The organism is Pedobacter sp. UC225_65 (assembly GCF_042698365.1).
In the GTDB taxonomy this organism is placed as follows: domain Bacteria; phylum Bacteroidota; class Bacteroidia; order Sphingobacteriales; family Sphingobacteriaceae; genus Pedobacter.
The window spans coordinates 3,291,420-3,306,320 of record NZ_CP170550.1; the positions used below are offsets into that span (position 1 = coordinate 3,291,420).

The 14,901-nt window shown below is 38.4% G+C and carries 8 protein-coding genes and 2 pseudogenes; 6 read left to right on the top strand and 4 right to left on the bottom strand.

Annotated features, from left to right (window positions below):
• Positions 1-9: 9 nt before the first annotated feature.
• Positions 10-2,163 carry a transglycosylase domain-containing protein gene (locus ACFJIZ_RS17320; protein WP_379086854.1) on the bottom strand — a complete coding sequence of 718 codons (2,154 nt, stop codon included), beginning with the start codon at positions 2,161-2,163 and terminating at the stop codon, positions 10-12.
• A 120-nt stretch (positions 2,164-2,283) separates the two neighbouring features.
• Here ACFJIZ_RS17320 and ACFJIZ_RS17325 point away from each other — a divergent pair.
• From ACFJIZ_RS17325 to ACFJIZ_RS17335, 3 genes and pseudogenes are all read left to right on the top strand, one after another.
• A pseudogene (locus ACFJIZ_RS17325) lies at positions 2,284-3,361 on the top strand (Mrp/NBP35 family ATP-binding protein).
• Positions 3,362-3,396: 35 nt separating this feature from the next.
• The gene (locus tag ACFJIZ_RS17330; RefSeq protein ID WP_379086857.1) at positions 3,397-3,642 is read left to right on the top strand and encodes a NifU family protein; all 246 of its coding nucleotides are present in this window, start codon (positions 3,397-3,399) and stop codon (positions 3,640-3,642) included.
• A gap of 52 nt (positions 3,643-3,694) precedes the next feature.
• Entirely contained in the window at positions 3,695-4,333 is a 639-nt protein-coding gene (locus ACFJIZ_RS17335; RefSeq protein ID WP_379086860.1) for a hypothetical protein, read from the top strand.
• A gap of 5 nt (positions 4,334-4,338) precedes the next feature.
• Here ACFJIZ_RS17335 and def read toward each other — a convergent pair whose 3' ends face one another.
• From def to ACFJIZ_RS17350, 3 genes are all read right to left on the bottom strand, one after another.
• The gene (gene def / locus ACFJIZ_RS17340) at positions 4,339-4,896 is read right to left on the bottom strand and encodes a peptide deformylase (protein ID WP_379086863.1); all 558 of its coding nucleotides are present in this window, start codon (positions 4,894-4,896) and stop codon (positions 4,339-4,341) included.
• 64 nt (positions 4,897-4,960) lie between these two features.
• Positions 4,961-6,193, bottom strand: coding sequence for a M16 family metallopeptidase (locus ACFJIZ_RS17345; RefSeq protein ID WP_379086866.1), 1,233 nt, complete (start codon positions 6,191-6,193; stop codon positions 4,961-4,963).
• Positions 6,194-6,257: 64 nt separating this feature from the next.
• Positions 6,258-8,405 (bottom strand): S9 family peptidase, encoded by a 2,148-nt coding sequence (locus ACFJIZ_RS17350; protein WP_379086869.1) that lies wholly within the window; start codon positions 8,403-8,405, stop codon positions 6,258-6,260.
• A gap of 196 nt (positions 8,406-8,601) precedes the next feature.
• Between ACFJIZ_RS17350 and htpG the strand changes: the two are divergent.
• From htpG to ACFJIZ_RS17365, 3 genes and pseudogenes are all read left to right on the top strand, one after another.
• Positions 8,602-10,486: pseudogene (htpG, locus tag ACFJIZ_RS17355) on the top strand (molecular chaperone HtpG).
• Between the two features lie 55 nt (positions 10,487-10,541).
• Positions 10,542-11,762 (top strand): metallophosphoesterase, encoded by a 1,221-nt coding sequence (locus tag ACFJIZ_RS17360; RefSeq protein WP_379086871.1) that lies wholly within the window; start codon positions 10,542-10,544, stop codon positions 11,760-11,762.
• Positions 11,763-11,928: 166 nt separating this feature from the next.
• The gene (locus ACFJIZ_RS17365; protein ID WP_379086874.1) at positions 11,929-14,757 is read left to right on the top strand and encodes a TonB-dependent receptor; all 2,829 of its coding nucleotides are present in this window, start codon (positions 11,929-11,931) and stop codon (positions 14,755-14,757) included.
• Positions 14,758-14,901: the final 144 nt, after the last annotated feature.

Genomic DNA, 14,901 nt, shown 5'->3' on the forward strand with positions numbered 1-14,901 from the left:
CGCTTTGTTTTAACCTCCATTTTCCTTTTTCTTTCTGCGCTCTTCCCGTCGCTCTTGACGAATCTGTTTTTTAGTCTTAACGGTATCTGTTTTTGTTTGGACTTTAACCGTATCTTTTTTAGAAGTGCCGAATATGCGCTCGATCAGGTTTCTCGATTTTTCTTGTGTAACTTCTGGCGAAGCAACCATGGTCTCATCATCTGTATCCATTGCTGCGGTGTCGATAACAGCAGAATCTGGCAGCAGGTATTGTCTCAAACCTTCGCGTAAACGGACACCATAAAAACCATATCCACTTGTGTCGGCGGGCGTTAAGCCCCTTTTGGCCATGGTATTGCCTATAAAGTTGAAATAAGGGAAAAGGTATTCTTTTAAACTGCCATCGCTCATAAATTTATACAGGGCGGCTTTGGGTTTAGGTACAATGTTGGCCAAAAATATCCCCTCACCAACGGTTAGTTCTGAAGGCGACTTGCTAAAGTAATAGTGTGAAGCTTCACCAATGCCATATACATTTGGTCCCATTTCAATAATGTTGAAATAGACTTCTAACATGCGTTGTTTGCTGATCAATCTGTTGTTCTCGATTAACCACACAATCAGGATCTCTTCAGCTTTACGGGCCAACGTTTTCTGACGACTAAGGAAAACATTTTTTACCAATTGCATAGAAATGGTACTCCCTCCGCGTTTAAAGCGCTTTTCTTTAAAGTTTACAGCAATAGACCTGCGGATAGATTCTTCTACAAAGCCCTTATGTCTAAAAAATGAAGGGTCTTCTGAGGTCAGCAATGCATTTCTAAAATTAAAGGAGATATCTTCCAGCCTTGTAAAATTAGGGTTTGATGGCCCAATCATGATATCCCGCATAGGCTTACCATATTCGTAGGGCGTGTAGATAAAATCAGAATTGATTTTCTGTAGATCTGTTTTACCCCATTTTACGATCTTGAAATTAGTGGGGGTAAGTGTAGAATTGAACCTCACACTGTCGGGCATGGAAGTGTCTAGATAAAAATCAAGATTATACTTTAATTTGCCAGTTACTTTCATTCCTTCTAAAGATTCGAACAAGCCCAAAGGGAACGAATCGAAAATAGCCTGTGCATCTTGTTCTTCTGCATTTACCTTCATCTCGTAAATCTTATTCGGCGACAAAGTATATTTCAGGTAGGGATGTACGGTTGCATTTTTAAGGTAAATGGTCGAAGTGCTGTCCAGGCAAACAAAATTTTCTCCAATCAGCATGTCTGCGTCAACCTTGGCATCTGGTACGATCACATCGGCAGCAGATATTCGCTTTTGGTTGATCAATAGGTTTTTAACACTCCAAGAGCCAGATATCTTATAATTGTCGCCACTATAATCGGCATCTTTCATTTCGGTTCTTACGGTATCGAAACTTACTTTTGTATGGAGTTTGTTTTCTAGATAACTGGGTAGCTCTACTTTTTTTCCATCGGCAAAAACCATCACATCCAATTGTTTTTTACCAGGCTTTACCTTGCCGTTAACATGCCAGGTAGCAACGGTATCATTGACTAGAATATTAGATTTTAACTCTCCGCCATCGATTGTAGCGCTGGTGGTTAAAAATGAAAGGGAAGCCGTATCGTTGTCGTTCAATTTCATCATAAAATCCTTGATCTGCATATTGTCGGGGATTTTATAAAGAACCTCGTTCAACAAATTATTGGCAAGATCGCTCAATGCAACTTTATTTGAACTCGTAGTACTGTCTTTCTTTTTTCTTTTGAGGATGAAATCGAGGTTTGTTAAAGTATCTCTTAATACAATATTCAGTTTACCTTTATCCAGGTTGATTTCTGATAGCTTGACATTGCCAAACAAGAGTGGAAATAATTTAACACCAACCGTAATATCGTTAATAGTGCTCAAGGTATCGCGGTCTTTAGGTACAACAGAAATGTTCCTCATGCGTACGGCACTTAGGCCACTAAAACCTGCAGAACCAATTTTAACATCCAGGCCATAATCCTTATCTGCTTTGGCAATGGCCTTGGCAATCATTTTTTTAAGTAAAGCTTCCCTTTTGCTGTAAGCGATAGCACCTAAAGAAACCAATAACAGTAAAAAGACACCCAAAACCCAGGCGCCAATCTTCAGATATTTCTTAGGAATTTTGATTTTTGGTAGCTGCATAGACTAAAGTAGAAATTATTGTTAAACAAACGCCTAGGGCAAATGTTTATTTCGTGTTAAAATTACAACAAAAAGGGGGATAGAAAATTTTTTATGCCTATGTTTTGTTAATTTTGAGGAATGATAATTACCGAGGAACAAGTTTTAGCCGCTTTACGTAATGTGGAAGACCCTGATCTTAAAAAGGACCCTGGTTACACTTCACATGATCAAAGATGTTAAAATTGAAGATAGAACAGTTGGGTTTACTTTAGAATTGACCACTCCTGCGTGCCCGATGAAGGATATGTTGAAGAATGCCTGTATCAATTCCATCAAACATTTTGTGGCTGCTGATGCGATCATCAACATCAATATCACTTCAAGGGTAACCAAACCTCTTGATACCACACAACTGAAGGCAATTAAAAACATCATCTTGGTTTCTTCAGGTAAAGGAGGCGTTGGTAAATCTACAGTATCGAGCAATCTTGCCGTTACTTTAGCTGCTGATGGCGCAAAGGTGGGCTTGATTGATGCAGATATCTATGGCCCATCCGTTCCGATCATGTTTGATCTGGTTGGCGCAAAACCTAGCGCACGTGAAACAGAAGATGGAAAAACACTGATTCTACCCATTGAGAAATATGGCATTAAACTGCTTTCTTTAGGATTTTTTGCGGACCCAGACCAACCTGTGCCTTGGAGAGGGCCAATGGCCTCTAATGCGATCAAACAGTTGTTCAACGATGCCGATTGGGGAGAATTGGACTACCTGATTGTAGGTCTTCCTCCCGGAACGGGAGATATCCATATCACCATCAGTCAGAGTTTCCCTATTGCTGGAGCGGTAATCGTAACCACACCACAACAGGTGGCCTTGGCCGATACCAGAAAAGGGCTGGCGATGTTCAGGATGCCTGGAATTAATATTCCAGTATTGGGTGTAATTGAAAATATGTCGTATTTTACACCAGAAGAATTACCAGAAAACAAGTATTATATTTTTGGTAAAGATGGGGGTAAGGCATTGGCAGCACAATATGAAGTGCCATTTTTAGGTGAAATTCCTTTGGTTCAAGGAATTACTGCGGCAGGCGATAAAGGACATCCGATCGCTTTAGATTTGGAAAGTCCGCTTTCAGCTGCTTTCAGTGAAATTGCAGGGAAAATTGCCCAGCAGATTTCCATCAATAATGTACAAACGGCAAATTGCTAAAAAATTACTATTTTTATACTTTAAAAAAATATAAGATGAGTTTAACAGAACAAGTTGAGCAGGCATTAGAAACCATCCGACCTTATTTGATCGCTGATGGTGGAAATGTGGCTATAGAAGAGATAACGCCAGAGTATGTTGTTAAATTAAGATTATTGGGTAATTGTGGAAGCTGCAAAATGAGTTTTATGACCATGAAAGCAGGCATAGAACAAGCCATTATGAAAGCAGTACCAGAAATTACAGGTGTTGTTGCGGTAGACCTGGCTGAGCAAGATTAGATTTTAACACAATTTAACTAGCCAATTAAGCATTTACAATTATTTTTGTGCAATGAGATATAGCTTAACCATCATATTGCTATTATTTGCGGCTATGGCGTTTGGACAAGAACAGCCAAAAAGCGGCAAATTGGTGCAGTTTTCGGGAATTATTACCGATACTGACAGCAATACGGTTGTGCCTTATGTAACCATTACCAATTTGAGCAATAAAGGACAAAAATATGCCGCAAATTACCAAGGCTATTTTTCGTTTATTGTAAATCCAGGAGATACGGTGGTGTTTTCTGCCGTAGGTTTTGTGAGTAAAACCTTTGTATTGCCAAATGAAATTGCGGAACACCATTATACCGCGATGATCAAGATCAAACCAGAAGTTGTTTACCTGAAAGCGATAACCATTTATCCTTGGGCAACCATAGAAGAGTTTAACAAGCAGTTTTTGACCATGAAGGTCGCAGATGATGATGCTGCATTGGCCAAACGGAACCTTTCTCCAAAAAGTATCCAAGGTATGTCCTTAACCTTGTCTAGGGATGCGCACGAAATCAGCAATAGCAATTACCGCTATAACTTTGACCGAATGATGAATGTGAATATGCGGCAGACGAATCCATTGCTTAACCCATTTGCTTGGGGTAAGCTGATGCAACAGATTTTTTCAGGAGATAAGAAAAGCGATAACGAATAATCAGGTTATCTTCTTTTGTTCTGTCTTGGAAAACGCATCTTATAATCAGTATGCACATTTCCTTTAGAAATATTGTCCAACCTACTTTTTAGCATCTGCTTACGTAACAAACTCAGCTTGTCTGTAAACAATTTACCTTCAATGTGGTCATATTCATGTTGGATCACACGGGCTGCAAAACCAGTTATTTTTTCTTCATGAAGTTTCCAATTTTCATCGTAATATCTGATGAGGATATTAGGTTTACGCATCACGTCTTCACGTACCTCCGGAATACTCAAACAGCCTTCATTAAAGGCCCAAGGTTCTCCGGTTTCTTCTAAAATCTGCGCATTGATGAAAACCTTTTTGAAAACTTCTTCTTCCTCGTCGGCCTTGGTATCTACAATAAACAGACGGATTGCCAAACCAACCTGAGGTGCAGCTAGGCCCACGCCACTCGCATTATACATGGTTTCCCACATATTGCTGATGAGTTGTTGTAAGTCAGGATATGTCTTGTCAATATCAACACAAACTTTCTTTAACACAGGGTCGCCATAGGCTACAATTGGTAGTTTCATAGTACAAAAGTACAAATTATTGAACAAAAGGGAAATAACGGGAAGAGAAATGAAAATAGAAAGACTAATTTTCTACTGGGAAAAAAGTTAAAGAACTCAGTTTGCTTTCGTCTAAGATTTCGTTTGAAATGGTGGCCATATCTTCTACACTAACCTTCCGGATCTTGTTGAAAACAGTCTCCAAGTCGTCTATTTTATGGTAATCGATCAGGCTTTTTGCCATAGAGATGATCAGGCCAATTCTATTTTCTTCGCCCAAGGCAATCTGACCAATAAATTTATTTTTTGCCTTTTGCAATTGGATTTCCGTTAGCGGATTTGCCTTGATCTTTTTGAACTCTTTGTAGATCAAACTGATCGCTTTATCTACTTTTTCTTTATCTGTACCAAAATACAAGGCAAAAATCCCGGTATCGCTCAAAGGACTATAATTGGATTCTATGGTATAGGCAATCCCATACTTTTCTCTTAGCTGAAGGTTTAAGATAGAGCTCATTCCTGTGCCACCCAACATATTGTTGAGTAACAATAAGCCCGCTTTATAAGGATGGTGTAAAGAGTAGGCTTGGGTACCCATCATACAATGGGCCTGCATGATCTGTTTATTGACAACGATGTTCTCTGCAGGATTTTGAATAGGTGCAATCCTCTTTTTTACCGAAAGATTTTGGGGAACAGATTCAAAATATTTAGCGCCTACCTTAACCAGCTTGTTCAACGAATAATTACCCAATACAGCAACCACGATCTGGTCGGTTTTATAATTATCTTTTATAAATTGGAGAATATCTTTTTGGGTTAAGGCATTTACCGTTTCTGGGGTGCCTAAAATGTTTCTTCCAAAAGGATGCCCTTTAAAAAGCTGGTCTTCAAAATCGTCATTGATCGCTTCTTCAGGTTGATCAAGATAAGAGGTAATTTCGTCTAAGACCACTCCTTTTTCTTTTTCCATCTCCTCTTCTGGAAACAAAGAATGAAAAACAATATCATTGAAAAGATCCAGCGTGCGGTCTAGATAAGGATGTAAAAAAGACGCGTGGATACAAGTATATTCTTTGGTGGTATACGCATTCAGGTCAGCCCCAACACTCTCTAAACGGGTTAAGATCTGATTGGTATTTCGCTTTTCAGTACGTTTAAAAATGAGGTGCTCAATAAAATGGGCCAAACCCATTTGTTTTTCATCTTCATCCCTCGATCCTGTGTTGATGATGATACAGGCATGAGAAATCGTCGATGTAGAAGGTACATGCAAGAGCCTAATGCCATTGCTTAAAGTATGAACGTTATATTCCATTAATGGGCAAAGATACGTAAAACGAGCTATGAAACGCTCAACACCAATTTTAATGACATCTGCCTTACTTGCTTATTCCCTCTAATGCACATAAAAAAGCCCATCTTAACGAAACATCCTTTAAATAATCAAACCTTCCGGATGCACCGCCATGACCAAATTCCATATTTGTTTTAAGCAACAATACATTTTTATCGGTTTTGGTGGCCCTCAATTTGGCTACCCATTTTGCAGGCTCAAAATATTGCACCTGACTGTCGTGAAGGCCTGTGGTTACCAGCATGTTCGGGTATGCTTTTTGGGTTACATTTTCGTAGGGCGAATAGCTTTTCATATAATCGTAAGCCGCTTTTTGCTTAGGATTTCCCCACTCGTCAAATTCATTGGTGGTTAAGGGAATACTCTCATCCAACATGGTATTCACCACATCTACAAAAGGAACATCAGCAATTACACCATTCCATAGTTCTGGGGCCAAATTCACAACAGCGCCCATTAACAAACCTCCAGCACTTCCACCATGTGCATAGAGATGCCCTTTCGAGGTGTATTTTTGGTCGATCAGATACTCGCCTGCAGCAATAAAATCGGTAAAAGTATTGTTCTTTTTCATCAATTTTCCATCCTCATACCATTGGCGACCTAATTCCTGTCCACCACGGATATTGGCAATAGCAAAAACAAAACCGCGGTTCAATAAACTTAACCTTGGAGAAGAAAAAGTGGCATCAGAACTTGAACCATAAGAGCCATAGCCATACAGCAACAATGGTGAATTTCCATTTTTCTCAAAGCCCTTTTTATACACCAAAGCAATTGGAACTTTAGTGCCGTCTTTAGCCGTGGCAAAAAGACGTTCGGTTACATAATCTTTAGGATCATAACCTCCAACAACCTCTTGTTGTTTCATTGTCTTTTGCTCCTTTGTTTCCAGGTTATAATCGTAGGTAGTGGTTGGTGTGGTTAAAGAGGTGTAGATGTAACGAAGGGTTTTGCTGTCGTATTCAGGGGTTGCGCTTACATATGCCGTGTAAACAGGTTCCTCAAACTTCATGTAATAATCGCTGCCATCTTTTTTGATTACACGTAATTCGTTCAAGCCATTTTTGCGTTCAGATAACACGGTATAATCTTTAAACTCATCTACGCTTTCCAATAATACATCATTGCGGTTTGGCACCACTTCTTTCCAGTTTTCCTTTTCCGTTTTATCCAAAGGGCATTCCATGAGGCGGAAGTTTTTCGCATTCCAATTTGTTCGGATCAAAAATTTTCCATCAACCGGATAAACATCATATAAGACGTCTTTTGAGCGTGGCGTAAATACCTTAAAGGCAGTTTCTGGATGATTCGCCTCAATCATTCGATATTCTGTAGTTAAAGTGCCTTGTGAGCCAATGAAGATATATTTTTCATTTTTTGATTTAAAGACACCGATATAATTGGTGTTGTCCTTTTCGTCGTAAACAACGACATCAGTTTTTGCATCTGTACCCAAGGTATGTTTTTTGATTTTTTCGCTCAATAAGGTAACCGGATTTTTTGAGGTATAAAAAATGGTCTTGTTATCGTTTGCCCATGTTGGATCGGCCTGGGTATTGCTGATCACATCTTTATAAATCTCGCCTGTTTCCAGGTTTTTAATGTTGATGGTATATTGGCGTCTGGAAACTTGATCAACTCCAAAGGCCAACAATTTGTTGTCGGGGCTAACGCTGAAACCACTTGCGCTGTAATAAGAATGGCCTTTTGCCAGATCATCAACATCTAAAAGAATTTCTTCCTTAGCGGTTAAGGATCCTTTTTTACGGCAGTATTTATAATATTGTTTTCCGTCTTCGTTTCTGGTGTAATAAAAATAACCATTTTTAAAGACAGGCACAGATTCGTCTTTTTCCTTGATCCTACCTTTCATTTCTTTAAACAAGTCTGCTTGGAATTGGTCGGTGCCTTTCATCATCGTATCTAAATAGGCATTTTCAGCCTTTAGGTAATCTACAACCTTGGTGCTATCTGGGCCTTTTTTAAAATAATCGATCATCCAATAGTAGTTGTCTACAACGGTATCTCCATGTATAATTCTATTGTGCGGAATAACTTCGGCTACTGGAGCTTTGGCATCTGGCCATTTGTAAGCACTGGTTTTTTCTTTAGGGTTTGAACAAGACATCATCAAACTTAGTAATAAGAAATATATTGACAGTTTTTTCATTTTGATTTTTACTATAGGTTAATGCAATTTATAAAACCTATTCGGCTATATCAACAACTATTTTTTGTAACGCTTTCTTTTTCAGTGGATAAGTTATGGTTCATGCATTTTTTAACAGGCTGTCATTTTGACCTGTTCAAACTTTTGGAACAGGCATTGATAAGCATAGGTGTAATCAAAAATTATAAAGAAAGATATGACAACAGAAAAAGGAAGTATTTCCATACACACTGAAAACATTTTCCCGATCATCAAGAAATTCCTGTATTCGGACAATGAGATCTTTTAAGGGAATTAGTTTCTAACGCCGTTGATGCGGTTCAAAAAATAAAACGTCTAGCATCATTAGGACAATATAATGGTGAATTAGGCCAACCTCTAGTAGAAGTTAGTGTTGATGCAGCAGCTAAGACGATTACCATTAGTGATAATGGTTTAGGGATGACTGCTGAAGAATAAAAAGTACATCAACCAGGTTGCTTTTTCTGGAGCGAGCGAATTTGTAGAAAAATTCAAGGATGCAAAAGATGCGAATGAGATCATTGGTAAATTTGGATTGGGCTTCTATTCTGCCTTTATGGTTGCAGACCTTGTAGAAATCCAAACCTTATCTTATCAGGAAGGTGCTACACCAGCGAAATGGACTTGTGATGGTAGTACAGAATTTGAAATATCTGAAGGTAGCAGAACCACTAGAGGAACAAGCATCATCTTGCATGTAAATGCAGAATCTGAAGAGTTTTTAAGCGAGCAGAAACTTCAGGAGATTTTAGATAAATATGCTAAATTTTTACCTGTGCCGATCAAGTTTGGTGTTAAAACCGAGCAAGAAGAAGATGGTGTTGACGAAGAGGGAAAAGCTAAATACAAATCGGTAGAGGTTGATAATATCATCAATACTACCCATCCTATTTGGACCAAAGCACCTGCAGATTTGTCAGATGCGGATTACTTGGATTTTTATAAACAACTGTACCCTTTTTCAGAAGAGCCATTGTTTTGGATTCCACCTGAATGTAGATTATCCATTTAACTTGACAGGTGTATTGTATTTCCCTAAAGTGAAGGATGATTTTGATATGCAACGCAACAAGATCAAATTGTTCAGCCGCCAAGTGTTCATTACCGATGAAGTAAAAGATATCGTGCCTGAGTTTTTGATGTTATTGCATGGCGTAATCGATTCGCCAGACATTCCGTTGAACGTATCGAGAAGTTTCTTACAGGCAGACAGCAATGTTAAAAAGATCAACAGCTACATTACTAAAAAAGTAGCGGATAAATTGGCCGAGCTATTTAACAAAGACCGTAAAGCTTATGAAGAAAAATGGAGCAATATCGGTCTATTTGTGAAATACGGAATGATCAGCGAAGAAAAATTCTATGATAAAGCCAAAGATTTTGCTTTGTTGACCAATACAAAAGAAGAGAACTTCACTTTTGAAGAATACAAAGAAAAAGTTCAAGCTGTTCAGACCGATAAAAATGGTTCTTTGGTATACCTGTATACAACAGATCCTGATAAACAGGATGGTTTTATCCAAGCTGCAGATAAAAAAGGTTATGATGTGTTGGTGATGAACACACCAATAGATGGACACTTTGTAAGCAGTTTAGAGCAAAAACTAGAAAAAACACAACTGAAACGTGTTGATGCAAGCGTAGCCAGTCAATTGATTGAAAAGGATGAGCTGCAGGAATCTGTATTGAGTGATGAACAATCGGCCAAAGTAAAATCGATTTTCGAAAAGGCGATTGTAAAACCAGGGTTTAGTGTTGAAGTTGTAGGCTTAAGTCCAGACGATTCTCCGGTAACTGTAACCATGGACGAATTTATGCGCCGCATGAAAGATATGGCTAAAATGGGTGGTGGAATGAGTTTTTATGGCAATATGCCAGATAGCTATAAAGTAGCCATTAATGGAAACCATAAGTTGGTGGGCAAGATTTTAGCCGCTGCAGACGAAGAAGAGCAAAGTAAATTTGCAAAACAAGCAGTAGACTTGGCTTTATTATCACAAGGCATGTTAACGGGAGCAGAACTAACTGCCTTTGTAAGCCGTAGTGTAGAGCTGATTTAAATAAACAATTAGAAAAGGAGCGAGAAATCGCTCCTTTTCTTTTATACCCAATCTCATGAGGAGAAGAATTCAATTATTACCCATCGCTATTTTTACGCTGTTGTTCTTTTTGTTGAACTGGTATGTGTGGGGTGGACTACAGATTGTGGCCCAACAAAGTTATGTAGGGCCCGTTTTTTGGACTACGATTACTCTGATTGCTTTTGCATTGCTTTATGCACTACAAGGCATGCAACAGAGGGGAATGGGCCTGTTCTTTAAAATTGCGACACATGCTTTTTTGGTGCTTTTTGTGAGCGAAATCCTATTTAGTCTGGTATTAATTTTGGCAGATATCTATAGAGGTACAGTTGGTTTCATTGGCTGGATTGGCCAACATCATTTTTTGGCTCCGCTCCGAAGCCCACAGTGGGTAACCGTTGGTGTGGTGGTTTTTATCAGTTCTGTTTTATTGTTTTTGTATGGTATATTAAAAGGAAAATATGCCTATCGCGTAATTAAGCATACTTTATATTTTAAAGATTTGCCAAAAGCATTTGATGGTTTTACGATTACCCAAATCTCTGATGTCCATTCGGGAAGTTTTAGTAATGCCAAGGCCGTTCAAAAAGGAATTGACCTGATTAAAGCACAGCAATCAGACCTGTTTGTATTTACCGGAGATCTGGTTAACAACAAAGCAGAAGAGATTAAGCCTTGGATTGGTCATTTTTCGCAGATTAAAGCCCCATACGGACAGTTTTCTGTGTTGGGCAACCATGATTATGGCGACTATGTGAAATGGCCCAATGACGAGGTTAAAAGCGCAAACCTGCAACAATTAAAAAGTTACCACCAAGGGCTTGGTTTCCGTTTGTTATTGGACGAACATGTTGAGCTCTGGAAAGATGGAGAAAAGATTGTTTTGGCAGGAATAGAAAACTGGGGTTTGGGCTTTGGAGAACGAGGTGACCTTCAAAAGGCATTATTGAATACCACGCCGGAAGAGTTCAAGGTCCTACTTTCGCATGATCCTTCACATTGGGAAGAACAAGTTAAAAAAAATCCATCTAAAATCCACTTGACACTAGCCGGGCATACACACGGAATGCAGTTTGGTATTGAAGCCTTTGGGATCAAATGGAGTTCCGGTAAAACTTCGCTACAAACATTGGGCAGGATCAAAGAAGAAAATGGACGGGTTTTAAACGTTAACCGTGGCTTTGGCTTTATTGGTTTTTCGGGCCGAGTAGGCATTTGGCCAGAGATTACCGTGATTGAACTAAAGAAAGGTTAGGATCTAAAAACATCATTTAAGCTCATCCAGTTCAAACACCAATTGGCTGAGATGTTTTGTTGGTGATGAATTGCTGATTACTCATATTTTGCTTTAGGGTTAAATTTTGTTAAAATGACAAAATGCCCAATGGTAAAAAATATATTTGTAATAGGTAACCAACATCTTGAAAACACGTTTTTTATTTTTTCCCTTAATGCTGCTCATGCTATTGTGCACGTCGACCTTGTTTGCGCAAAGCAATAAGCGCGTGAGTGGTCTTGTGGTCGATACCAGTAAAACAGCCATCAACGATGCCAATGTAATGCTCATTACGGGAAAGGATACTTTACGGACTACAACAGATAGCGAAGGTTATTTTAGTTTCTCAAAAATCAAGTCAGAAGAATTTTCATTAAAGATTACCACAGTGGGCTACCAAGAGTTTGTCCAGCAGTATTCCTTTGGTCAGAAAAAACATTTAGAGATTGCTAGCATCGAGCTAAAATTTGCGAAGAACATGCTCAAGAGGATCGAGGTAAAAGCTAAGCCAAATCCGATAAGAATAATGCAGGATACGATTGAGTACAATGCAGCGGCCTATCAGGTTTTGGAAGGAGACAACGTTGCGGATCTGATGAAACAGTTTCCGGGTTTAGAAATAGATAAGGAATATAACGTTAAAACCATGGGTAAAGAAATGGTCAAGCTTAGGGTTAACGGAAAAGACTTTTTTACCAGCAATGTCAAAGACTTTATCAGCAAATTACCGGCAGCAATTGTTGCAAAAATCCAGGTGATAGATGATTTTGGGGATGAAGCAAATTTTACAGGGATTAAGATTGGCGAACCTACAAAAATGTTGAACATCGTAACCAAACCAGGCATGGACAATGGAAAATTTGGGTCTGCCAGTATCAATGCAGGAACCAATGACCAGATTGGAAGCAATGCAAATCTTAACCTATGGAAAGGGACAAAACAAAGTGGTGGCAATTTAAATTACAATACCGCAAACAATGGCGCCGGAACAAGCCAAAATGCAAGAATAGGCTTAAGCCATTCGGACAGGATTGGTGAAAACACAAGTTATGGGATTAATTATAATTATGGTCGGAGTGATGCTGCCTATACAAATGAGCAGGCCATAGAAACCTTAAACCCATTGGGTACATTTTATAACAAAACAGCTAGTAATGGAGAGAACCAGAATAACAATCATAACCTCAACTCCAATTTTAATTACAATAACAAAAGCATTTACCTCAATGGCTCCGTTAACGCTTCCTACCGAGATGCCAGCAATGCTAGCCTGTCTTTAAACAATCAATCTGGTGTAATCAGGCAAGACCTTAAGAACATCAATCAGTCAAGTAACCAAACCCCAAACTTAAATGTCAATGTAAATCTGTCCAAGAACCTAAAGAACAAAAAGAATGGGCTTTCTGCTAATTTTGGGTTCTCAACCTCCACTACAAACTCAGACCAAAACATTAGCACAAACACACTTTACTATGATAAGGTAACGCAGGTTTTAGAAAAAGACTCCCTACTGACCAGGAACCTGATTACAGAAAACAAAAATCAAAACTTCAATTTAGGGGTTAGTTTTAGCTTGGGATTAAAAAAACCTAAAGATTCATTGGCCCGTCAGAGTTTAAACTTTAACTATAACATCTCCGTTGGTAAAAGTAAAAGTAGCGTATCCACTTTTGTGGTTGATAACTTAAGCCATCAGCCCAATTATGTAGACTCATTGAGCACCAATTATACTTCAGTATTTATCAATCAGACTTTAGGTGTGAATTACAATTACACCAATAAAAAGATGAGATATAACTTCGGTTTTAATGCAAGGCCAAGCCTATTAACAAGCGATTATATCAACCTGAATCAAAAAATAAAAAACAACAACCTAAATTATTCTCCGAACATCAACTTGAGCCGGACAATAGCTACTGGTAAAACCATCTCCATTAATTACAGTGGGAGTAATAACAGTCCAAGTGCCTATCAATTACAGCCCATTAGAAATACCCAAAACCTGCAGAATATCGTAATTGGCAACCCAAATCTAAAACCTTCCTTTAGCCATAATATTTCTTCAAATTATAATTATGTAAATACCAAAAAAGGGATATCGGCACAGACTGGACTAAGCTTTAGTACCACTCAAAATGAAATTGTAAACAATGTATTGTTGATAGCAGATACCCTAAACAGCTTAAAACAGGAGACACGTTTCGAAAATACAAATGGCAATTATAACATAAGGGGTAATTATATGATCAATATCCCTCTCAAAAAGAACAAGTATTCCATTTCCTATTCCGGAAATCTTGGGCTTTCGAATAGGGCCGTATTTATTAACAATAACAAACGGTTCAATAAGGGCATTAATTTTACTCAGCAGTTGAGAGCCTCAATGAGGTCAAAAATGATAACAACGTCTGCAAATGTAAATTATACCTTTAGCTCTAACAATAATGCTTTAAACCAAGGTTCAATTGCCGATGTGCTCGGACAGATCAATGGCGCTACATTTTATAAAACACAAAATTATTCAGCATCGGTCAATAACTCATGGAGGATAAAGAAATTTACCATAGATGCCAATGTGAATTATAACCTTACCACGAGTAATGGAGATGCTAACAATAGATTTAAAGATATTCAAACTTTTGATCTGGCACTCTCCATGAACGCAACCATCAGAAAAACATATCAGTTTAGTGTTAATGCCTCCAAAAGATTCAATACGGGTTATACCTTGGCCAATACCAATCCATTTTTGATCAATGCGAGTTTAAATAAAACGTTCCTCAAGGATAGATCTTTAAGCTTAAATATAAATGCCAACGATCTATTAAACCAAGGTAATAATTTGGCACGTTATGTTTCGGGTAATTCGATCATCGACAGTAGGACCAATCAGGCTACCCGTGTTTTTACATTTGGGCTTAGTTATAATATCTCTAAATTTGGTGGCAAAAACATCCGTGTTGATGCTGATTAGTCCAATTTGTTTCCCTATACTATAGCTATGCGCTATAATTGCAAAAATAATGCAACATTGATGTAGCGTATGGCAAACCATTCTCGTATTAATGACGAAAATGTTAATGGCCGTTAACCTATTATTTTATATATCTTAAAAATT